This window comes from Franconibacter sp. IITDAS19, from assembly GCF_023079515.1.
Classification (GTDB): domain Bacteria; phylum Pseudomonadota; class Gammaproteobacteria; order Enterobacterales; family Enterobacteriaceae; genus Franconibacter; species Franconibacter pulveris.
Genome location: NZ_JALJCP010000001.1, coordinates 997,494 through 1,020,359, shown reverse-complemented (window position 1 = coordinate 1,020,359; position 22,866 = coordinate 997,494). Strand labels below are relative to the sequence as shown.

At 54.8% G+C, this 22,866-nt stretch carries 20 protein-coding genes and 1 other annotated feature; of the genes, 2 read left to right on the top strand and 18 right to left on the bottom strand.

Annotation, left to right across the window (positions count from 1 at the left end; translation table 11 throughout):
- Positions 1-3 precede the first annotated feature (3 nt).
- The gene (locus tag MT962_RS05005) at positions 4-1,392 is read right to left on the bottom strand and encodes an MFS transporter (protein ID WP_048888215.1); all 1,389 of its coding nucleotides are present in this window, start codon (positions 1,390-1,392) and stop codon (positions 4-6) included.
- 222 nt (positions 1,393-1,614) lie between these two features.
- Positions 1,615-3,993, bottom strand: coding sequence for a phosphoenolpyruvate synthase (gene ppsA / locus MT962_RS05000; protein WP_024558088.1), 2,379 nt, complete (start codon positions 3,991-3,993; stop codon positions 1,615-1,617).
- A gap of 355 nt (positions 3,994-4,348) precedes the next feature.
- Between ppsA and MT962_RS04995 the strand changes: the two genes are divergently transcribed.
- Both MT962_RS04995 and MT962_RS04990 read left to right on the top strand, forming a co-directional pair.
- Positions 4,349-5,182, top strand: coding sequence for a pyruvate, water dikinase regulatory protein (locus MT962_RS04995; RefSeq protein ID WP_024558087.1), 834 nt, complete (start codon positions 4,349-4,351; stop codon positions 5,180-5,182).
- A 154-nt stretch (positions 5,183-5,336) separates the two neighbouring features.
- The gene (locus MT962_RS04990) at positions 5,337-6,383 is read left to right on the top strand and encodes a 3-deoxy-7-phosphoheptulonate synthase (RefSeq protein ID WP_024560440.1); all 1,047 of its coding nucleotides are present in this window, start codon (positions 5,337-5,339) and stop codon (positions 6,381-6,383) included.
- 36 nt (positions 6,384-6,419) lie between these two features.
- Here the strand turns inward: MT962_RS04990 and selO are convergent, their stop codons facing one another.
- The 16 genes from selO to proP all read right to left on the bottom strand — a co-directional run bounded on the left by selO (position 6,420) and on the right by proP (position 22,418).
- Positions 6,420-7,868, bottom strand: coding sequence for a protein adenylyltransferase SelO (gene selO, locus MT962_RS04985; RefSeq protein ID WP_247364816.1), 1,449 nt, complete (start codon positions 7,866-7,868; stop codon positions 6,420-6,422).
- Positions 7,869-7,929: 61 nt separating this feature from the next.
- A complete protein-coding gene (locus tag MT962_RS04980) occupies positions 7,930-8,640 on the bottom strand; it encodes an EAL domain-containing protein (RefSeq protein ID WP_024558084.1) in 711 nt (236 codons plus the stop codon).
- A 349-nt stretch (positions 8,641-8,989) separates the two neighbouring features.
- Positions 8,990-10,300, bottom strand: a complete 1,311-nt coding sequence (locus tag MT962_RS04975; protein ID WP_247364814.1) for a 6-phospho-beta-glucosidase — start codon at positions 10,298-10,300, stop codon at positions 8,990-8,992.
- 171 nt (positions 10,301-10,471) lie between these two features.
- A complete protein-coding gene (locus MT962_RS04970; RefSeq protein ID WP_024558082.1) occupies positions 10,472-10,936 on the bottom strand; it encodes an NlpC/P60 family protein in 465 nt (154 codons plus the stop codon).
- A gap of 80 nt (positions 10,937-11,016) precedes the next feature.
- Positions 11,017-11,754 carry a vitamin B12 ABC transporter ATP-binding protein BtuD gene (gene btuD / locus MT962_RS04965; protein ID WP_029697747.1) on the bottom strand — a complete coding sequence of 246 codons (738 nt, stop codon included), beginning with the start codon at positions 11,752-11,754 and terminating at the stop codon, positions 11,017-11,019.
- Positions 11,755-11,766: 12 nt separating this feature from the next.
- Positions 11,767-12,318: a glutathione peroxidase gene (locus MT962_RS04960; protein ID WP_247364811.1), complete on the bottom strand. Its 552-nt coding sequence runs from the start codon at positions 12,316-12,318 to the stop codon at positions 11,767-11,769.
- 29 nt (positions 12,319-12,347) lie between these two features.
- Positions 12,348-13,328, bottom strand: coding sequence for a vitamin B12 ABC transporter permease BtuC (gene btuC, locus MT962_RS04955; RefSeq protein ID WP_024558079.1), 981 nt, complete (start codon positions 13,326-13,328; stop codon positions 12,348-12,350).
- 103 nt (positions 13,329-13,431) lie between these two features.
- Positions 13,432-13,731, bottom strand: a complete 300-nt coding sequence (ihfA, locus tag MT962_RS04950) for an integration host factor subunit alpha (protein WP_024553451.1) — start codon at positions 13,729-13,731, stop codon at positions 13,432-13,434.
- A 4-nt stretch (positions 13,732-13,735) separates the two neighbouring features.
- Positions 13,736-16,123 (bottom strand): phenylalanine--tRNA ligase subunit beta, encoded by a 2,388-nt coding sequence (gene pheT / locus MT962_RS04945; RefSeq protein ID WP_247364804.1) that lies wholly within the window; start codon positions 16,121-16,123, stop codon positions 13,736-13,738.
- Positions 16,124-16,138: 15 nt separating this feature from the next.
- Positions 16,139-17,122: a phenylalanine--tRNA ligase subunit alpha gene (pheS, locus tag MT962_RS04940; RefSeq protein ID WP_048888222.1), complete on the bottom strand. Its 984-nt coding sequence runs from the start codon at positions 17,120-17,122 to the stop codon at positions 16,139-16,141.
- 62 nt (positions 17,123-17,184) lie between these two features.
- Positions 17,185-17,308 (bottom strand) — a sequence feature (Phe leader region).
- On the bottom strand, positions 17,259-17,303 hold the full coding sequence (gene pheM / locus MT962_RS04935; protein WP_152525475.1) for a pheST operon leader peptide PheM: 45 nt from the start codon (positions 17,301-17,303) through the stop codon (positions 17,259-17,261). Its footprint overlaps the feature before it by 45 nt.
- 115 nt (positions 17,309-17,423) lie before the next feature.
- Positions 17,424-17,780: a 50S ribosomal protein L20 gene (gene rplT, locus MT962_RS04930; RefSeq protein WP_007374646.1), complete on the bottom strand. Its 357-nt coding sequence runs from the start codon at positions 17,778-17,780 to the stop codon at positions 17,424-17,426.
- 102 nt (positions 17,781-17,882) lie between these two features.
- Entirely contained in the window at positions 17,883-18,080 is a 198-nt protein-coding gene (gene rpmI, locus MT962_RS04925; protein ID WP_001124225.1) for a 50S ribosomal protein L35, read from the bottom strand.
- Positions 18,081-18,176: 96 nt separating this feature from the next.
- Positions 18,177-18,719 (bottom strand): translation initiation factor IF-3, encoded by a 543-nt coding sequence (infC, locus tag MT962_RS04920; RefSeq protein WP_071788487.1) that lies wholly within the window; start codon positions 18,717-18,719, stop codon positions 18,177-18,179.
- 3 nt (positions 18,720-18,722) lie between these two features.
- Complete coding sequence (gene thrS, locus MT962_RS04915; RefSeq protein ID WP_024558076.1) at positions 18,723-20,651, bottom strand: threonine--tRNA ligase; 1,929 nt, start codon at positions 20,649-20,651, stop codon at positions 18,723-18,725.
- A gap of 261 nt (positions 20,652-20,912) precedes the next feature.
- Positions 20,913-22,418 (bottom strand): glycine betaine/L-proline transporter ProP, encoded by a 1,506-nt coding sequence (gene proP, locus MT962_RS04910; RefSeq protein ID WP_024558075.1) that lies wholly within the window; start codon positions 22,416-22,418, stop codon positions 20,913-20,915.
- Between the last annotated feature and the right edge of the window lie 448 nt (positions 22,419-22,866).

The following is a 22,866-nucleotide window of genomic DNA, read 5'->3' as shown; positions in this document are numbered from 1 at the left end:
CAGTTACTCCTGTACGGCGGGATTAAGTGAAGGCGTTTCTTCGCGTGTTTTGCGCTTGCGGGCCAGCGCTTCGGCGATATCGGCTACGCGGCGGCTGCTGAGCCGGTAGAAACAGAGCAGCAGCGCCATGCACAGAAAGAGCGCGCAGGGAATCAGCGTGAACAGCGCATTAATGGTGGTGAGCACGACGGCGCTTTGCGCGGTCTGGTTAGGCAGATAATCCACCATTCCCAGCACCCATCCCACGACAGCGCCGCCCAGCGCCAGGCCAAACTTGATGGCGAACAGCGCGGTGGAGAAAACCAGCCCGTCGAGACGACGGCCGCTGCGGTGTTCTTCATGATCGACAACATCAGAAAACATGGTCCACTGCAGCGGGGTAGTCAGGTTCTGAATAAAGCTGAAAACAATATTTATGGTGAATATGAGCCAGACGGCGTCAGGCGGGATAAAAAAGATAATCGCAGCCAGCGCCACAAAGCTAATAATGGTCCACTGATACGCGCGCACCCGGTCAAATTTCCCTAACAGGCGCTCAGATAATAAGGCGCCGGATAAATTCGCAATCATCCCGGAAACAATAAATGCAAACACCAGATCGGGGCGCAGCATGACATATTTCACGTAATACATCGTGGCTGAACCGCGCGTCACCACCGCCGTTAATAGCAGGATGTTAAACACGAAGATAATTCGCCACTGACTGTTGGCCGCCAGCAGCTTTAAATCTTTGAGCAGCGAAGCGGAATTATCATTGCCGGGCGCATAACGCTCGCGAGTCATAAAAAAGCAGCAGTAAAACAGCGCCACGCCTAACAGCCCCATCAGTCCCATGGCGAAGAAATAGCCTTTTTGCGCGTCGCCCTCACCCAGCCATTCCACCAGCGGCAGCGCTATCACGGTGACGATTAGCCCACCGATAAAAGAGAGCCCGAAGCGCCAGGATTGCAGCGAATGGCGCTCGCGCGGGTTGAGCGTCAGCGCGCCGGGCATGGCGCAGTAAGGCACGTTAATCGCGGAATAGACCAGGCTCAGCAGGCTGTAAGTGGCGCAGGCATAGACGATTTTCAGCGTCGGACTGAGCGGGGGCACATAGAAGGTCAGCATGCAGCTGACGCCAAAAGGAATAGCGAACCACAGCAGCCAGGGGCGAAAGCGCCCGTGGCGGGTCTGCGTGCGGTCCACCAGCGCGCCGATGCAGGGATCGATAAAAGCATCAATCACCCGCACCAGTAAAAACATCGTCCCCATAATAGCGGCGGGTAGTCCAAATACATCGGTATAGAAATAAGCGAGAAATAACGTGGCGGTTTGCCAGACCAGGGCGCTGGCCATATCGCCTAGCCCGTAGCCTATTTTATCTTTTGTGGTCAGCACAGAGGAGAGCGTCATTATTATTTGCCTTTTATCAGGTTAAAAAATTCAACCCGCACACCAACAGACCGTGCGATGTGAGGCTAAGTATTAATAAGCCCAGGCCACTCAACAATTGCTGTAATTACCAGACAGATTACGTTTTTTTGCTTTTTCTCCTGACTGTGACGTGGCGCAAGAATATATATTTGATGAATAAAAAAGGCCCGCAAAGCGCGGGCCTTTTTCGAAGTGCGAGATTTACTTATTGAGTTCAGCCAGGCCAAGCCAGGTCTGCACCACGGTATCCGGGTTCAGCGACAGGCTGTCTATCCCCTCTTCCATCAGCCAGGCGGCGAAATCTTCGTGATCCGACGGGCCTTGTCCGCAGATGCCGACATACTTGCCCTCTTTTTTCGCGGCGCGGATAGCCATGGAAAGCAGCGCTTTCACCGCCTCGTTGCGTTCGTCGAAGAGTTCAGAGACCACCCCGGAGTCGCGGTCCAGGCCCAGCGTTAACTGCGTCATGTCGTTGGAGCCGATAGAGAAGCCGTCGAAGTACTCAAGGAACTGTTCGGCCAGCAGGGCATTGGACGGAATTTCGCACATCATAATGACTTTCAGCCCGTTTTCGCCGCGCTTAAGCCCCTGGCGCGCCAGCTCTTCCACCACCGCTTTTGCCTGCTCCACGGTACGCACGAACGGGATCATTATCTCTACGTTGGTCAGCCCCATCTCATTACGCACGCGTTTGACCGCCTCGCACTCAAGCGCGAAACAGTCGCGGAAGCTGTCCGCCACATAGCGGCCCGCGCCGCGAAAGCCGAGCATCGGGTTCTCTTCATCCGGTTCGTAACGTTCGCCGCCTACCAGGTTGGCGTACTCGTTCGATTTAAAGTCGGAAAGGCGCACGATGACCCGTTTCGGGTAAAACGCCGCGCCCAGCGTCGCGATGCCTTCGGTCAAACGGCCGACATAAAACTCCCGCGGGTTGTCGTATCCTTTCATCATCTCGCGGATCTCGTTCTGCAAACCCGGCTCCTGCTGGTCAAACTCCAGCAGCGCGCGCGGATGCACGCCAATCATGCGGTTGATGATGAACTCCAGGCGCGCCAGCCCCACCCCTTCGTTTGGCAGACAGGCGAAGTCAAAGGCGCGGTCCGGGTTGCCGACGTTCATCATTATCTTCAGCGGCAGATCCGGCATGGTATCCACGCTTGAGCTTTTCACGCTGAAGTCGAGCAGCTCGGCGTAAACATAACCCGTGTCGCCTTCAGCGCAGGAGACGGTGACGTTTTCGTCATCTTTCAGTCGCTCGGTGGCGTCGCCGCAGCCCACTACCGCCGGGATGCCGAGTTCGCGAGCGATGATGGCCGCGTGGCAGGTACGCCCGCCGCGGTTAGTGACAATCGCCGCCGCTTTTTTCATGATAGGTTCCCAGTCCGGGTCGGTCATGTCGGTCACCAACACGTCACCCGGCTGAATGCGGTTCATTTCGCTGATGTCGTGAATCACCTTCACCGCGCCCGCGCCGATGCGGTGGCCGATGGCGCGGCCTTCCGCGACGATTTTCCCCTGGGAGTGAAGCTGGTAACGCTCCATCACCTGGCCGCGCGAACGCACGGTTTCCGGGCGCGCCTGCACGATAAACAATTTGCCGGTGTGGCCGTCTTTCGCCCATTCGATATCCATCGGGCGGCCGTAGTGTTTCTCAATCTGCACCGCCTGCTTCGCCAGCTCCTGTACCTCTTCGGCGGTGATGCAGTAGCGGTCGCGGTCAGCTTGCGGCACATCTTCAATACGCACCTGCTTGCCATGTTCCTGGGTTTCGCCGTAGACCATACGGATTTTCTTCGAGCCCAGCGTGCGGCGCACAATCGCCGGACGCCCCGCTTCAAGACCCGGCTTATGCACATAGAACTCATCCGGGTTGACCGCGCCCTGCACGACCATTTCGCCAAGGCCATAGGCGGCGGTAATAAACACCACCTGATCGAAGCCCGACTCGGTATCAATTGAGAACATCACGCCGGAGGCTGCGAGGTCGGAGCGCACCATCCGCTGCACGCCTGCGGAGAGCGCGACGCCGCGATGGTCGTAACCCTGATGCACGCGATAAGAGATAGCGCGGTCGTTAAACAGCGAGGCGAAGACATGCTTTACCGCCACCATCACGGCGTCGATGCCCTGTACGTTCAGGAAGGTCTCCTGCTGGCCGGCAAAGGAGGCGTCCGGCATGTCTTCCGCCGTGGCGGACGAGCGTACCGCGAACGACGCATCCGCATCGTCAGCTGAAAGCTGCTCATAAGCCTCGCGAATAGCCTGCTCCAGTTCCGGCTGGAAAGGTGTGTCGATGATCCACTGACGGATCTGCGCGCCCGCTTTCGCCAGCTCGGACACGTCGTCAATATCGGTTTTATCCAGCAATTCATAGATACGCTGGTTAACGCCGCTCTGGTCGAGGAACAGGTTAAACGCCTCGGCAGTGGTGGCAAATCCATTCGGTACGGAGACGCCCATGCCGGAGAGGTTAGTAATCATTTCACCCAGGGAGGCATTTTTGCCCCCAACTCTGTCTACATCATTCATGCCGAGTTGGTTGTACCAAAGCACCAGCGGTGACGAGCCATTGTTGGTCATCGAACAATCCTTTTGTGATATTTGAACGGGGTTACGAAACACCTGACAACAAATTTAGTCTGGCATAATTATTCCGCAGCGAAAAACGGTGAATCGTTCAAGCATATTAAAATTTTTCATTTTCAGACCACTTCCCATTAATTTCAGACCACTTTTCGTACTAATTCTAAGCCATTGATTAGGAAGAAATCATTATTAAAATAATGGGCTATGTGCCGCTTCGAAAAAATGAATCACACTTTTCATTTATTATAAAAACCGCGTTTCATTTTATAAAAATGAGAGTATCGCTATGCTTTAGCACTCTGATTTAAATTATGCTTAAGCAAATTCTTAACTTTTCAGGATGTCGGCAATGGACAATGTGGTTGATCGTCATGTTTTTTATATCTCCGATGGCACCGCCATCACCGCCGAAGTGCTGGGCCATGCGGTGATGTCGCAGTTCCCGGTTTCCATCAACAGCATTACCCTGCCCTTTGTTGAAAACGAAAGCCGTGCCCGGGCGGTGAAAGATCAGATTGACGCCATTTTTCAGCAAACCGGTTTGCGCCCGCTGGTCTTTTTTTCGATTGTGCTGCCGGAAATACGGGCCATCATTTTGCAAAGCGAAGGCTTTTGCCAGGATATTGTGCAGGCGCTGGTGGCGCCGCTGCAGCAGGAGCTCAGGCTTGACCCGACGCCGATTGCGCACCGCACCCATGGCCTGACCGCCGGCAACCTGACCCGCTATGACGCCCGTATCGCCGCCATTGATTACACCCTGGCGCATGACGACGGCGTTTCGCTGCGCAACCTCGACCAGGCGCAGGTGATTCTGCTGGGCGTATCCCGCTGCGGCAAAACCCCAACCAGCCTTTATCTGGCGATGCAGTTTGGCATTCGCGCCGCCAACTACCCCTTTATCGCCGATGATATGGATAACCTGACGCTGCCGGCGGCGCTACGCCCGCTCCAGCATAAGCTTTTCGGGCTGACCATCAGCCCGGACCGCCTGGCGGCGATCCGCGAGGAGCGGCGCGAAAACAGCCGCTACGCCTCCATGCGCCAGTGCCGTATGGAAATTACGGAAGTGGAAGCGCTCTATCGCAAGCATCAAATTCCCTACCTCAACAGCACGAACTTTTCCGTGGAAGAGCTGGCGACCAAAATCCTCGACATTATGCAGCTAAGCCGACGCATGTACTAGCAAACTAGTTCACCGATGCGATCGTTTATGGTAAAGTCCCGAACATCTGGCTGATACTCTTTCTCGTTTCTTGAAATCAGGAGCGATTCGTTTATCGTGATGGCCATCACTTCCCGGCGCTGTAGCCGGGAAGCAACCACTTTCGAGACACCCAATGAATAAAACCGATGAACTGCGCACAGCGCGCATCGACACCCTTGTGACGCCGGAGGAGCTGGCGCAACGCTATCCCGTCACGCCGCAAGTGGCGGAACATGTTACCCGCGCACGTCGCCGTATTGAAAAAATCCTGAATGGCGAAGATAACCGCCTGCTGGTGGTGATGGGGCCCTGTTCTATTCACGATCTTTCCGCTGCGCTGGAGTATGCGCAGCGCCTGCAACCGCTGCGCGAAAAATACCAGTCGCAGCTTGAAATCGTTATGCGAACTTACTTCGAGAAGCCGCGTACGGTGGTCGGCTGGAAAGGATTGATTTCCGACCCGGATCTCAACGGCAGCTACCGGGTTAATCACGGCATAGAGCTGGCGCGCCGTCTGCTGGTGCAGATAAACGAGCTTGGCGTGCCGACCGCCACCGAATTTCTGGATATGGTGACCGGCCAGTATATTGCCGACCTGATTAGCTGGGGCGCCATTGGCGCGCGCACCACCGAAAGCCAGATTCATCGTGAAATGGCTTCAGCCCTCTCCTGCCCGGTGGGCTTTAAAAACGGCACGGACGGCAATACCCGCATCGCAGTGGACGCTATTCGCGCTTCCCGCGCCAGCCACATGTTTCTCTCTCCGGACAAACATGGCCGCATGACGATTTACCAGACCAGCGGCAATCCCTATGGTCACATCATCATGCGCGGCGGAAAGCAGCCTAACTACCACGAAGCGGACATCGCCGCCGCCTGCGCCGCGCTGCGTGAGTTTAACCTGCCGGAGCGGCTGGTGGTCGACTTCAGCCATGGCAACTGCCAGAAGCAGCACCGACGCCAGCTGGAAGTGTGTGAAGAAATTTGCCGCCAGCTGCGCGCCGGTTCACAGGGCATCGCCGGGGTGATGGCGGAGAGTTTCCTGGAAGAAGGCACCCAGCCGGTCGCCGCCGGGCAACCGCTGGTTTACGGCAAGTCCATTACCGACCCTTGCCTCGGCTGGGAAGACAGCGAAGCGCTGCTCGCGATGCTTGCCGACGCGATGCAAAGCCGCGCGTAAACCTCCAGCCAAAAGGCGCCTTGCGGCGCCTTTGTTTTAGCTTGAACAGCTGACCTCAAGCCTTTTGCCCCAGTCAGGCGGGCGATGGGTAAAATCATCATTGCGATCCGCAAACGGGTTTTGCAACGCCTCGCACAGGCGCGCCAGCTCGCTGGGGTCATCTTTTTCTGCCCCTTCAATGGCCCGCTGCGCCAGCCAGTTTCGCAGCACAACCGCCGGGTTTACCGCTTTCATTGACTGCTGACGAGTTTCATCCGCCACATCCTCCTGTTGCAGACGCTCGCGATAACGGCCAAACCAGCTGTCGAACGCTGCCCGGTCGATAAACTCGTCGCGCAGCGGCGAGGCGGCGGAAAGCTGCTCCGTCTGGCTCAGCATACGGAAAGTGCGGGTGTAATCGCTGCCCTCACGAGCCATCAGCGAGAAGAGCTCCGTCAACAAATCGTTATCCGCCATCTGCTCGGTATGAAAACCTAACTTCGCGCGCATTTGCTTGCCGTAAGCGCGTATCAACGCCATCTGATAACGCTCAAGGCCGCTGTTCAGCGCGTCCACATCAATGAAAGGCGACAGCGTCTGCGCCAGTCGTTGCAGGTTCCATAACCCAACGCCTGGCTGATTATCAAAAGCATAGCGTCCCTGATAGTCGGAGTGATTACAGATAAAATGCGGCTGATAATCGTCCAGAAAGCCGTAGGGGCCGTAGTCGATAGTGAGCCCCAGAATAGACATGTTATCGGTGTTCATGACGCCGTGGGCGAAACCGACGCTTTGCCAGTGGGCCATCAGCGATGCGGTGCGATCCACAACGTCATTGAACCACAGGATGTAGCGATCCTGTTCCTGCGCAAGATGAGAGAAATGGTGATGAATGACGTAATCAGCCAGTTGCTGCACCTTTTCCGGCTCGCGGCGGTAGTAAAAGTGCTCGAAGTGGCCGAAGCGCACGTGACTTTCTGCAATACGCATTAACATCGCGCCGCGTTCCATGGTTTCTCGTCGCACTGGCGTATCGCTGGTGACAATAGAAAGCGCCCGGGTTGTGGGAATACCAAGATAGTGCATCGCCTCGGAGGCGAGGAACTCGCGCACCGTCGAGCGCACCACGGCGCGGCCGTCGCCCATGCGGGAATAAGGCGTCAGCCCAGCGCCCTTCAGGTGCCAGTCGAATTTACGTCCGTCGGGCAACTGCTGCTCGCCAAGCAAAATGCCGCGCCCGTCGCCCAGTTGTCCGGCCCAGACGCCAAACTGATGGCCGCTGTATACCTGGGCGAGCGGGGCCATGCCCGGCAGCAGCGCTTCGCCGCCCCAGACCCCAGCGGGCTGGTCTGGTGTGAAAAGAGAATCGTCAAGCTGCAGCGTCTTCGCCAGCGGTGCGTTGTGCCAGAGCAGGCGGCTATTTTTCAACGGTGTTGGGGAAAGCTCGGTATAGAAACCCGGCAGCTCGTCGCGCCAGGTAGATACAAATTGGGGGTTTTCGCTCATGAGGCCTCCTGCCCTAAGTGTAGTGCCTTAAACGTCAGGCAAACACGGTTATCGCGCAGGGTTATTCAATCAGCGATGCCAGCGAAGCGGCCATCACTGGCGGCCACAGTCTGCCTTGTACCGCCCCCACCCCAAGCGCGATGGCGTGACGACGGGCAATTTCATTGTCGATGCCCGGCAGAATCAGCGTGTCGCAGCAGGGCGAGATTTGCTTAATAATGGCGGAAATAAAGGGCTCGAAGGTGGAAGGCGAAAGCTGCCGGTTAATAAATTGCTTATCGAGTTTAACCCGACGATACATTCCTTCATACACCGCCCGACTGGTGGCCCCGCCCGAGCCATAATTCGCCAGCAGCAGCGGGTGGAGAGCCTGTAGCGCGTTCAGTTGCGGATGCGCTTTGCCTGCGTTCAGGCCGGGATAATCCTCAGTAAGGCTGAACTCCAGAAACGGCAATTCGCTGACCCTTTTCTGTAGCGCCACGCCGCTTAACAGCGCGCTGACGATAACCTCATCCACGCTGACCCAGGCCAGCACCTGATTTTGTATAAAAAATTCCCGATTTTGCTCCAGCAAACTAATGGCTTCATAAAAAAGGATGAGCCGCTGTTCTGCAGTAATACGGGAAAGCACTAAGCCAGGCGGAATACGCACCGAGGCGTTATCGCTAATAAAGTCAGCGATAAGTTCTACGCCCAGTAGCGAGTGATCTCCCCGACGTACAGGGAGAAATAAATACTGCGAATGATATTTGACGTCGAGCGAAACAATCATTATTCACGCTCCGTCTGGTAAGGTGATACGCAATGAGTATGTTGCATATCACAACGGTGCAACCAGACTGTTTTTATTGCAATAATTAGCATGCTCTGTCCTTAGAGTTTCAGAATTATCCTTAGCTTCTTTTAGCTTATCCTGGTTATTCGTCAATAGACAAACAGACTGAAAATTTCGCCGCCAATATAAATAATTTGTAAGATATCGATTACAAATAGACTTAATTTATTTACCGTCGGGAAAGTGCATAACTATTTTTTAACGAGGGCGATTAAGCGCAGCCTAATTGTTTAACGCTTTTTACGGGACGTACATTACCGCCCCGCTATTTCATCTATTCCGGCTATCAAATGAATGGCCTGAGGTAGTCCCGGTTCAATATTAATACTTCATCCAGCAAATCGGCTGCAAGCTTCGCATCACCAATAAGCGGGTTAACGATAAGCGCCAACAGCGCCGCTCGTTTATCGCCATTAACCGCCGCTTCAATGGTCAGTTGTTCATACGTTTTTATCTGCGTCGTCAGGGCATGCATCGCAGGGGACAACGCGCCAAACGCCAGCGGCTTCGCGCCAGTGGCATCGACAATGCAGTTCGTTTCCACCACCGCATCTGCCGCCAGCCCCTGGATAGCCCCCAGGTTCGCGGTATTCACTACGAGCTGCGCGCCAGTATCGTTATGAATAGCCGCGATTAATTCCAGCGCGACCTGCGAATAGAACGCCCCGCCGCGAAAGCGTAACGCTTCCGGCTTGTGGTCGAGTTGCGGATCGCGATATTGCCTGAAAAGCGAATCTTCAACTTTCATTACCTGTTCAGCGCGCGTACCTCCGGCTTTGGCGTCCGCCTGCTCTTCCTCAAGCATTTCGCGAGTGAGATAAAAATAACGGTGATAGGGGCATGGGATTGCGCCAAGCGCTCGCAGCAGCGCGGCAGGCCACGGCGCTTCTTTGATGTTGTTCATGGTCATCGTCGCGCCGTTGCACAGCTTATCGATAACCTCCCGCGTATGGTTTTCACCGCGTACATTCACTTCATGCACCCACACCATATGATTTAAACCAGCGAACCGCAGGCGCAACGCCTCAAACGGCTCATCCAGCATCTGGGCAAGCATATGGTGCATGGTGATCGGCACGTTGCACAGGCCGATAATTTTCGCTTTCGTATGGCGCTGCACCGCCTCGGTTACAATGCCTGCCGGGTTAGTGAAGTTGATAATCCAGGCCTCCGGCGCCAGGGCTTCAACTTTGCGGGCGATATTGAGCATCACGGGAATGGTGCGCAGCGCCTTGGCGAAGCCGCCGACGCCGGTGGTCTCCTGCCCAATAAGGTTGTACTTCAATCCCAGGCGCTCATCCGCGGCGCGCGCCTTCAGCTGGCCTACGCGCAGTTGCGTTAATACAAAGCTCGCGCCGCGAATCGCCTCGTCCGGCTGAAAATGAACCGTCACTTTTACCGCTTCCATGCCATTCTTCGCCAGCATCCTGCGGGTGAGCGCCGCGATAGTCTCTACTTTCTCACGCCCCTGCTCTACATCCACCAGCGCCAGCTCGCGCAGTTCGACTGTCTCCCGACGCGCAATTAAGCCTTCCACCAGTTCTGGCGTATAGCTGCTGCCGCCGCCGATAACCGCAATTTTGATTTTGTTACCCATTGCTGCTCCTTCGCCTGATAGCTCTCGTTATTGCCCGCGGTGCGCGAGCGCCCGCTAAGCGTAGCGTCAGGTGGGTAAACAGGAAGAGAGCTGGCCGCCATTGTTACAAAGTCGGGCCAGCAAACGCGGGAAGTGTGAAGAGAAACGCCCGCCGCACGCGACGGGCCAGCATCATATACGGCGCGCCTGCCAGAATTTTTTGCGCCAGTAGACGTTATCAAGCGATGAGCGGATCACGCCCTGGCTGGTAGAGGCGTGGATAAACTGATTATCGGTGTCATAAATACCGACGTGCAGGCCGTTCTGACCGCTGCCGGTTTTGAAGAAGACCAGGTCGCCCGGCAGTAAATCATCTTTATCGATTTCAGTGCCGATTTTCGCCTGCTGGCGCGTTTCCCGCGGCAGCTGTAACTCAAACTTATCGCGGAAAGTCAGCATGACGAAACCGGAGCAGTCCACCCCTCCCCGGCCCATGCCGCCATAACGATACGGCGTACCGCGCCAGTGGCTGAGCTGATCGTTCAGGCCAGCGATAACGGAGATAGAATCAGAGAGCCGTGGATTGGGAGGCGGTGCGCGATGATGGCTGCATCCGGCCAGCACCAGCGTCGCCACAACGATTAACCAGAGCCGCATTTTCAGGCAAATCCTCTACCCTGTTTTTATTTTGGCTAATGTAGCCTGCCCCGACGCGCCGAAGCAAGACAGAGAAGCGCCTAAAGCGGGCAAATGAGCATACTGTGACCTTCCACCTGAAGGCGACGAAACGGCAGGCCATAAGCGGCGCCCAGCAAGGCTGGCGTGAGCACGTCGTCGCGCTTGCCTTCGGCTATCAGCTTGCCGTCACGCAACAGCCAGACCCGGTGCGCATGGCGCAGCGTATGGTTGAGGTCATGGCTGCTTGTCACGACCGTTACGCCCGCATCGCAAAGCTGGTAAATGACTTTATCAAGCGCCGCCTGCTGGGCCACGTCCAGGCTGTTCATCGGCTCATCGAGCAGCAGCAGTTTGCCATGCGGATTAGTTTGCGGATCAATTTGCAGCACGACGGCAGCGAGCCGCACCCGCTGCCATTCGCCGCCGGAGAGCTGGTTAACCGGCCGGGTGAGCTTGTCGCCAAGCCAGAGCGACGTGGCGACGTCGGTCATTCTTTTTTCATTCGGACTGGCGTGCTGGTGTAGCGCCAGATAATGCCAGACGGGCATGGCGAAGGGTGGCATCTGCTGCTGCGCGAGATAGGCGCGATGGCGGGCAAGCTGCTCGCTACGCCACGCGCTCAGCGGCTCGTCGACGAAATCGATGCTGCCCGCGCCGCTGGTAAGCCCCGCCATTCGCGAAAGCAGCGTGCTTTTCCCGGCGCCGTTCGGCCCGACCAGATGCAGTAATTCGCCAGGCTTAACGCTGGCGGAGAATGGCTCCAGACGGCCGGACACCGCCACATCGCGCAATTGCATCAGCGCCATCGTTTATTTCGCCAGCGCGACTTTGATAGCTTCCATCACGATAGGATCTTCCGGCGTCATATCTGGCGCGAAACGCTGTACCACCTGCCCATCGCGGCCAACCAGGAATTTTTCGAAATTCCACAGAATGTCATCCGGATAGAGCGGCGCGCGCCCTTTGCTGGCCAGACGCTCATAAAAACCGCTTGATTCCGGCGCGACGGCTGTCGGACAGGCGGCAATCAGTTTCTGGTAAAGCGGGTGACGGTTCTCGCCATTCACATCAATTTTGCTGAACAGCGGAAAGGTGACGCCATAAGTGGTGCTGCAAAACGTTTTGATCTCTTCTTCGCTGCCCGGCTCCTGACCGAGGAACTGGTTGCAGGGGAAAGCCAGCACACTGAAACCCGCCTCTTCCCAGGCCTTATGAATATTCTCTAACTGTTCATACTGCGGCGTCAGGCCGCATTTGGAAGCGACGTTGACAATCAACAGCACCTTGCCTTTCCAGCGTTTGAGTGACGTGGTTTCCCCGTCAATGGTGGTCACTTCGGTGTTCAGCACATCGTGTTGCATAGCATCCCCTTAATGGTGGTGTGAGGAACTTAACGTCCAGCCCTTAATAATAGCCAGATAAATACCGGCGCGCCCAGCGTTGCGGTGACGACGCCTATCGGCAACTCCGCCGAAGCGAGCGCCAGCCGGGCGATAACGTCAGCCGCCAGCAGCACCGCCGCCCCCGCCAGCGCGCAGGCGGGCAACAGGACACGATGGTCAGTCAGCCCGCATAACCGCAACACGTGCGGGATAACAAGCCCGATAAAACCGATAGCGCCTGAAAGCGCTACGCTTACCCCCACCAGCCAGCCTGTCGCGATAACCAGCAGGTTGCGCCACAGCCACACCGGCAAGCCGAGCTGGCGCGCGGAGGTTTCGCCCAGCGCCAGCATATTGAGCGGCAGCGCCTGGCGGCAGACCCATATCATGACCGGCAACAGCGCAGCCATAAGCCAACCGTGCCGCCAGTCAACCCCGCCGAAACCGCCCATCATCCAGTACATCAGCTGGCGCAGATCGAGGCTGGTGGAGAAATAGACCGCCCAGGTCATCAATGCGCTGCAAATGATGCCCAGCGCCACGCCAGCCAGCAGTAGTCGGCTATTAGAAAGATGCCGTCTGGCAAAACGCAGCAGAATAAGCGTGATAATCAATGCCCCGCCGATGGCGCACAGACCGAGCACCCAGCCGGGCAGCGCGCCGTGGCCCAGCAGCACGGCGGCGATTAGCCCGACGCCTGCGCCGTTCGACACGCCAAGCAGCCCGGGTTCAGCGAGCGGGTTTTCAAACAGCGCCTGCATAATGGCGCCAGAAAGCGCCAGCGACGCGCCAACCACCAGCACCGCCAGCGTGCGCGGCAGACGAATTTGCCAGACGAATAGCTTACCGCTTTCGCTAAACCAGTCCGTCGGCCCCAGCCATTTGTCGCCCACGCAGAGGCTGAACAGCATCGCAAGCAGCGTGAACGACAGCAGGCTCCACAGCCAGCGCTGCTCGCGCTGGCGTTGTTGTTCAATAAAAGAGAGCATGAATGAATTGGTCGTTATGATCGCAATCCGTTGATTCTACGGCCCTGCGACCGCCCAAAAAAGAAAAAAGGCCGCACGATGCGGCCTTTTTGACTAGGTCAGATTACTCTGTCTTCGGCGAAGCGTTCTCAACCCGGCTTTTTAACTTCTGACCGGGTCGGAAGGTCACCACACGGCGCGCCGTAATGGGGATATCTTCACCGGTTTTCGGGTTGCGTCCGGGACGTTGGTTCTTATCTCGCAGGTCAAAATTACCAAAACCGGAGAGTTTCACCTGTTCGCCATTTTCCAGCGCGCGACGGATCTCCTCGAAAAACAGCTCCACCAGTTCTTTGGCGTCCCGCTTGCTAAGCCCAAGCTTATCAAACAGATATTCTGACATTTCCGCTTTAGTAAGCGCCATAGGTTCAATCCCTCAATGATGCCTGGAATCGCTCTTTTAGTGCCTCTACACATCTCGCAACAGTAGCGGCAATATCCTCTTCTTCGAGTGTACGGCTGGTATCCTGAAGGATCAGGCTGATGGCAAGGCTCTTGTAACCCTCCGCAACACCCTTACCACGGTACACGTCAAATAAGTTTACGCCAACTATCTGATTTGCGCCAACTTTCTTACATTCGGCCAAAATATCTGCTGCCGGTACGTTTTCAGACACGACCACAGCGATGTCGCGGCGGTTCGCCGGGAAGCGAGAAACCTCGGCGGCTTGCGGCACAATACGGTCCGCTACCTTGTCCCACAGCAGTTCAAACACCAGCGTACGGCCGTTGAGATCAAGCTTACGCTCGAGTTCCGGATGCACAACGCCAATGAAACCAATGCGTTCGCCCTTTAAATAAATGGCAGCACTTTGGCCAGGATGCAAGGCCGGATTGGCTTCTGCCTTAAATTCAATTTCAGATAATTTACCGGTAAGCTCCAGAACGGATTCCAAATCGCCCTTCAGATCGTAGAAATCCACGGCGCTTTTCGCCTGATCCCAGTGCTCTTCATAGCGGTTGCCGCACAGCACGCCGGACAGCATAAGATCCTGACGAATGCCGAGGTCCGCCTGCGTATCAGGCACAAAGCGCAGGCCGGTTTCGAAAATGCGCACGCGGTTCTGCTGACGGTTCTGGTTGTACACCACTGTGCTGAGCAGGCCGGTCCACAACGACAGACGCATCGCGGACATATCGCTGGAAATCGGGCTTGGCAGGATCAGTGCTTCTTCGCCGGGGTGCAGCAACTGCTGTACTTTCGGATCGACGAAGCTATAGGTGATCACTTCCTGGTAGCCTTTATCCACCAGCATCGTTTTCACGCGCTTAAGGGAGAGATCCGCTTCACGGTGGCTGCCCATCTCCAGCCCCGCCTGCACCGGCTCGTTCGGGATATTGTCATAACCATAGACGCGAGCGACCTCTTCCACCAGGTCTTCTTCGATTTCCATGTCGAAACGCCAGCTCGGGGCCGCGGCCTGCCACTCGTCCTGACCTTCGGTGACTTCGCAGCCCAGACGTTTAAGAATGTCGGTAACTTGCTCGTCTGGAATCACGTGGCCAATCAAACGATCCAGTTTGCTGCGACGCAGGGTAATGGTCGCACGCTTCGGCAGATGCGCTTCGCTGGTTACATCCACTACCGGGCCCGCTTCACCGCCGCAGATGTCGATCAGCAGACGGGTAGCTCGCTCCATGGCTTTGTATTGCAGCGCCGGATCCACGCCGCGCTCATAACGGTGAGACGCGTCGGTGTGCAAACCGTGGCGACGGGCGCGACCGGTGATAGAAAGCGGATTGAAGAACGCGCACTCCAGCAGCACATCGCGCGTTTCGGTGTTCACGCCGGAATGTTCGCCGCCAAAGATGCCGCCCATCGCGAGCGCTTTGCTGTGGTCAGCGATAACCAGCGTATCTTCATTGAGCTTCGCTTCGTTGCCGTCCAGCAACACCAGCGTTTCGCCCTCTTTCGCCATCCGCACCACAATACCGCCTTCAATGCGGTTCAGGTCGAATGCATGCATCGGCTGCCCCAGTTCCAGCAGCACATAGTTAGTAACATCGACAACCGCGTCGATAGAGCGGATGCCGCAGCGGCGCAGTTTTTCACGCATCCACAGCGGAGTCGGCGCAGAAACGTTAATACTTTTTACCACGCGCCCCAGGTAACGTGGGCAAGCCTCAGGGGCGTCAACGCGGATAGACAGCGTGTCGTTTACAGTCGCAGCGACAGGCGCCATTTCCGGTTCGTTCAGCGGCAGCTGGTTCAGAACCGCCACATCGCGCGCCACGCCAATGATGCCGAGGCAGTCGGCGCGGTTCGGCGTTACGCTTATCTCAATGGTATTGTCGTCAAGCTTCAGGTACTCGCGGATATCGGTGCCGATCGGCGCATCGGAAGGCAGTTCGATAATCCCGCTATGATCGTCGGAAATACCCAGCTCGGAGAAAGAGCAAAGCATGCCTTCTGAAGGTTCGCCGCGAAGCTTCGCCGCCTTGATTTTAAAATCGCCCGGCAGAACTGCGCCAATCGTCGCCACGGCGACTTTCAGTCCCTGACGGCAGTTTGGCGCGCCGCAGACGATATCAAGCAGGCGTTCGCCGCCGACGTTAACTTTCGTTACGCGCAATTTGTCTGCGTTCGGGTGCTGCCCGCACTCCACCACTTCACCCACGACCACACCATGGAAAGCGCCGGCAACCGGGTCAACGCCATCGACTTCCAGCCCCGCCATGGTGATTTGGTTTGCTAACGCTTCGCTGTCCAGGGACGGGTTAACCCACTCGCGTAACCACAGTTCACTGAATTTCATTGTTTTTTCCTGCCCTTATTTAAACTGTTTGAGGAAACGCAGATCGTTTTCGAAGAATGCGCGCAAATCGGTAACGCCATAGCGCAGCATGGTCAGGCGCTCCATTCCCATGCCGAATGCGAAGCCGGAATAGATTTCAGGGTCAATGCCAACGTTACGCAGCACGTTCGGGTGCACCATGCCGCAGCCCAGCACTTCCAGCCACTTGCCGTTTTTACCCATCACGTCCACTTCAGCGGAAGGCTCGGTGAACGGGAAATAAGAAGGACGGAAACGAATCTGCAAATCTTCTTCAAAGAAGTTACGCAGGAAATCGTGCAGCGTGCCTTTGAGGTTGGTGAAGCTAATATTTTTGTCGACGATCAACCCTTCCATCTGATGGAACATCGGGGTGTGAGTCTGATCGTAATCGTTACGGTAAACGCGGCCCGGTGCGATGATGCGGATCGGCGGCTGCTGATTTTTCATGGTGCGGATCTGCACGCCGGAAGTCTGCGTACGCAGCAGGCGGGTCGCGTCGAACCAGAAGGTATCGTGGTCAGCACGCGCCGGGTGATGTCCCGGAATGTTCAATGCGTCGAAGTTATGGTAATCGTCTTCGATTTCCGGCCCTGTCGCCACGGTAAAGCCCAGCTCGCCGAAGAAGCTTTCGATACGGTCGATGGTGCGGGTAACCGGGTGCAGGCCGCCATTTTCCACACGGCGGCCCGGGAGCGATACGTCGATGGTTTCCGCAGCCAGACGGGCGTTCAGCGCCGCGCTCTCCAGCGCTTCTTTACGGGCGTTCAACGCCTGCTGAACCTGCTCTTTGGCTTCGTTGATCACCGCGCCCGCAGCCGGACGCTCTTCCGGCGGCAGTTCACGCAGGGTGGTCATCTGAAGGGTCAGCTGCCCTTTTTTCCCTAAATATTCGACGCGTACGTTATCTAACGCGGCAACATCCTGGGCATCGTTAATGGCTGCCTTAGCACTGGCAACCAGCTCTGCGAGATGTGGCATGGTGTTCCTCATTAATAGTGGCGTTGTGCCGTAATCATTAGTGTTCTGCAAAACCATCAGGCAATAAAAAAGCCTCCACAAGGGAGGCTTTTGGCGCTATTTTCCGTTTCTGCTTTCACGCGCTAGCCTCCTGAAATCAGGTGCTAAAGTAAAAAAAGAAGCGGAAAAGAGCAGCATTCATGCTTGCAGTTACCTTATGTTCACGTCTTTTGCGTCTATTGAAAGGGCTAAGCGAACAATTGTCAACGTATTGAAGCAGTTAAGTTAAAAGAGGGAGACAAGCTCCCTCTTTCAAACTGGCTTACGCCAGAGCTGCTTTCGCTTTTTCAACCAGGGCAGAGAATGCCACTTTGTCGAATACGGCGATGTCAGCCAGGATCTTACGGTCGATTTCAACAGAGGCTTTTTTCAGGCCGTTGATGAATTTGCTGTAAGAGATACCGTTCTGACGTGCTGCTGCGTTGATACGTGCAATCCACAGTTGACGGAACTGACGCTTTTTCTGACGACGGTCACGATAAGCGTACTGACCAGCTTTGATAACAGCCTGGAAGGCAACGCGGTATACGCGAGAACGCGCACCGTAGTAACCTTTAGCTTGTTTCAAAATTTTCTTATGACGTGCACGTGCAATCACACCACGTTTTACGCGAGCCATGGCTCTCTCCTGTATCTATATTCTGATGTTGCCTTACCCCAGATGTCGCTGCATTGCGATATCGCTGGGATTTCGGCGATAAAAAAGTTAAAGGTTAACGGCTTATGCGTACGGCAGGCACGCGATTACCAGACCCAGATCGCCTTTAGAAACCATGGCTTTCGGGCGCAGGTGACGTTTACGCTTGGTTGCTTTTTTGGTCAGAATATGACGCAGGTTAGCGTGCTTGTGCTTAAAACCACCTTTACCGGTTTTTTTGAAGCGCTTAGCAGCACCGCGTACGGTCTTAATCTTTGGCATTTTATTAACTTCCACTTCGCATTGTTGATAAACGAAACCCAGGCGAACAAAACCTGTGAAGCCTGGAGGCCTCACAGGGAATGTTACTTGATGGCCTTACTGTTTCTTCTTAGGAGCGAGCACCATAATCATCTGGCGGCCTTCGATCTTCGTTGGGAAGGATTCGACTACTGCCAGTTCTTGCAAATCGTCTTTCACGCGATTAAGCACTTCCATACCGATTTGCTGGTGGGCCATTTCACGCCCGCGGAAACGCAGGGTGATTTTGGCCTTATCGCCTTCTTCGAGAAAGCGAATCAGGCTGCGGAGTTTTACCTGATAGTCGCCTTCGTCAGTACCAGGACGGAATTTGATTTCCTTAACCTGGATAACTTTCTGCTTCTTCTTCTGTTCCTTAGAAGACTTGCTCTTTTCATAGAGGAATTTGCCGTAGTCCATTATGCGGCAAACTGGCGGCTCGGCGTTAGGGCTAATTTCAACTAAATCGACCCCGGCTTCTTCAGCCTTCTCAAGAGCTTCTCTCAGACTGACAATACCAATCTGCTCGCCATCCAGACCTGTTAAGCGAACCTCTTGTGCGCGAATCTCACCATTGATGCGATTAGGGCGCGCCGTTTGAACTCGTTTTCCGCCTTTAATACCTTATTCCTCCAGTTGATGAAGATTGCGGCTGCGAATCTCTTGCTGCAGCTTCTCAATCACGTCGTTCACATCCAGGCTGCCGAGGTCTTTGCCACGACGGGTGCGGACGGCCACTTTGCCAGCTTCGACTTCTTTGTCGCCACAAACCAGCATATAAGGGACACGACGTAAAGTGTGCTCGCGGATTTTAAAGCCAATCTTCTCGTTTCTCAAGTCCGCTTTTACACGAATGCCCGCATTTTGCAGTTTACGAGTCAATTCGTTAACGTATTCAGACTGTGAGTCAGTAATATTCATCACCACAACCTGAACCGGCGCGAGCCATGTCGGGAAGAACCCGGCGAACTCTTCGGTCAGGATGCCGATGAAACGTTCGATAGAACCCAGGATGGCGCGGTGAATCATAACCGGCACCTGACGTTCGTTGTTTTCGCCTACATACGATGCGCTAAGGCGCGAAGGCAGTGAAAAGTCTAGCTGAACTGTGCCGCACTGCCAGGCGCGATCGAGGCAGTCGTAGAGCGTAAACTCAATTTTCGGACCATAGAACGCGCCTTCACCCAGTTGATATTCAAACGGGATGTTGTTCTCTTCCAGCGCCACAGCAAGATCCGCTTCCGCACGATCCCACATTTCATCGCTGCCGATACGTTTTTCCGGACGAGTAGAGAGTTTTACTACAATCTTCTCGAAGCCGAAGGTGCTGTACATATCGTAAACCATGCGGATACAGGCGTTCACTTCGTCACGCACCTGCTCTTCTGTACAGAAGATATGGGCGTCATCCTGCGTGAAGCCACGTACGCGCATCAGCCCGTGCAGCGCGCCTGACGGCTCGTTACGGTGACAGCTGCCGAACTCCGCCATACGCAGCGGCAGATCGCGGTATGATTTCAGGCCCTGGTTGAAGATCTGGACGTGGCCTGGGCAGTTCATCGGCTTGATGCAGTATTCACGGTTCTCGGAAGAGGTGGTGAACATCGCATCTTTATAGTTATCCCAGTGACCGGTTTTTTCCCACAGGACGCGGTCCATCATAAACGGACCTTTCACTTCCTGATACTGGTACTCTTTCAGCTTGGAGCGAACAAACGTTTCCAGTTCGCGGAAGATAGTCCAGCCGTCATTATGCCAGAAAACCATGCCCGGCGCTTCTTCCTGCATATGGTAGAGGTCAAGCTGCTTGCCGATTTTACGGTGGTCGCGCTTGGCGGCTTCTTCCAGACGCTGAAGATAAGCGTTCAGGGCTTTTTTATCCGCCCAGGCGGTGCCATAGATGCGCTGCAGCATTTTATTGTTGCTGTCGCCGCGCCAGTAAGCGCCCGCGATTTTCATCAATTTAAAATGATGGCAGAAGCGCATATTCGGCACGTGCGGTCCGCGGCACATGTCGATGTATTCTTCATGATGATACAAGCCCGGCTTGTCATCATGAGCGATATTTTCATCAAGAATGGAGACTTTGTAGTTTTCGCCACGCTGTGCGAAGGTTTCGCGCGCTTCGTGCCAGCTCACCTTTTTCTTGATGACGTCGTAATTTTTCTCAGCAAGCTCGTGCATACGCTTTTCGAGCGCGTCGAGATCTTCCTGGGTCAGCGTGTGGTCCAGATCAACGTCATAATAAAAGCCGTTGTCGATAACCGGGCCGATCGCCATTTTGGTGTGCGGCCAAAGCTGCTTAATGGCATGGCCCAGCAGATGCGCACAAGAGTGGCGAATAATTTCCAGACCGTCTTCGTCTTTAGCCGTGATAATGGCGAGCTGGGCATCGTGTTCAATCAGATCGGAAGCATCTACCAGTTCACCGTTCACGCGGCCAGCAATGCAGGCTTTGGCGAGACCGGGACCGATGTCCAGAGCGACATCCATGGGGCTGACGGCATGGTCAAAATGGCGTTGGCTACCATCAGGAAGCGTAATAACAGGCATGTTAAATCCTTATTCACAGTGGTGCCCCGCACGAAAGAGCACATATGAGAGTATGAAAATAAAAAAAATTACCGGCCAGTAAGGTGGGTTTTCCGCTTCACTCTGCGGAATCTGCGCGGGGGAATAATAGGCCTGCGCCCTCACCTGCTTACCGATAAGTTCGCTGTAAATAGTACACGCCTTGCCGGTTTGTTAAAAGCCCGGCTTGTACAGCCGGGCTTTGCGGGAGAATATCTGTCCATTACAGGACAGATAACAGGCTTACTCGTTAATGTCCGGATGTTGCTGCACCAGACGCTTACGTTTTTCCTGCAAGTCAGAGATCTCTTTATCAATATCTTCAATTTTTTGTTCGATATTGTCGTGGTGCTCCTGCAGGATTTCACGCGCCTCCTGAATATCCGATGCGGCGGGCGTCGCTCCTTTCAGCGGGCGGTTCGCCGTCTCCTTCATCGTAATCCCGGTAATGAGGCCGATAACCGCGATAACCATCAAATAATAGGCTGGCATCATCAGGTCTTCTGAGCTTTCCACCAGCCAGGCGGCAAGCGTCGGCGTCAGACCGGCAATCAACACCGAAATGTTGAAGGCGCTGGCAAGGGCACTATAACGAATATGCGTCGGGAACATCGCCGGTAAGGTTGAAGCCATTACGCCGGTAAAGGCGTTCAGGATAACCGCCAGCATCAGCAGACCGGCGAAAATCAGTCCAATCACATTGCTGTTGATAAGAGTGAACGCCGGGATAACTAATACAAACAGCGCGATACTGCCAATAATAACAAACGGACGGCGGCCAAAACGGTCGCTCAGCAGCCCCATTACCGGCTGTACGAACAGCATCCCCATCATGATTGCGATGATGATGAGCACCCCGTGGCTTTCGGAATAGTGCAGGTTATGCGACAGGTAGCTTGGCATGTACGTAAGCAGCATGTAATAGGTCACGTTAGTCGCGATAACCAGACCGATACAGGTCAGCAGGCTGCGCCAGTGTTTTGTGGCGATCTCTTTAAAGGAGACTTTCGGCCCATCCTGCAGCCCCTGGCGATCGCCCTGCTCGAGTTTATCAACGTGCTGCTGGAATGCCGGCGTCTCTTCAAGCGCATGGCGCAGATAAAGGCCGATGATGCCTAGCGGCAGCGCCAGGAAGAATGGAATACGCCAACCCCAGCTCTGGAAGTTCTCTTCGCCGATGATGGCGGAGATCAACACCACGACGCCCGCCCCCAGAACGAACCCCGCTATCGAGCCAAAATCGAGCCAGCTCCCCATAAACCCACGCTTGCGATCGGGGGAATATTCAGCAACGAAGATGGATGCGCCTGTATATTCCCCACCGACGGAAAAGCCCTGCGCCATTTTACAAATCAATAATAGAATCGGCGCCCAAATGCCGATAGTTGCATACCCGGGAATTAAGCCGATGCAGAATGTACTGATCGACATAATAACAATGGTAATAGCAAGGATTTTCTGTCGGCCATATTTATCGCCGAGCATCCCAAAGAAAAGTCCGCCCAGGGGACGAATAAGGAAAGGTACGGAGAAGGTGGCAAGCGCAGCTATCATCTGTACGCTTGGATTCGCCTCAGGGAAAAACACTTTACCCAGCGCATAGGCGACAAAACCATAAACACCGAAATCAAACCACTCCATCGCATTGCCAAGCGAAGCTGCTGTGATGGCTTTGCGTAATTTTGCATCATCAATAATCGTTACGTCGCTAAGCGAAATAGGCTCAACTTTTTTTCTTTTTAATTTCATATCCATCCTCTTTAGAATCGCTCTCTGACCCGGCGGCATACGTCCTGCATGCGCGTATTTTACCGACTGCGGCCCGCCTCCTTAGCGATAAAGAAACCTGAACGTTCGGGCTCCCTTTAAGAGCGTAGCAGGTTTACCCCTGCAGGTTGGTTACAATGCATCCAATCGAAAAAGCGTAGACGGTTTCGGATGCCTGAGCCTTTACCCTACCAGCGTTTAAATTTGTGATCAAATTCACAAAAAGTGGGGGTATTTATTTCAGCGCACTTTTGCCATGACCGTGATACAGGTTAATAAAACGCGCTTTGCGTCTTAAAACCGGTCGGCAGTTGTAAAAGAAGAAATGACGAAATTACTGGCAGTAAAAGGAAAGAAGACAGGATATAAAAATAAAATAATAAAAAACCGGACGTTAAATTCCGGTTTTTTATATAAGACGTAACCTATA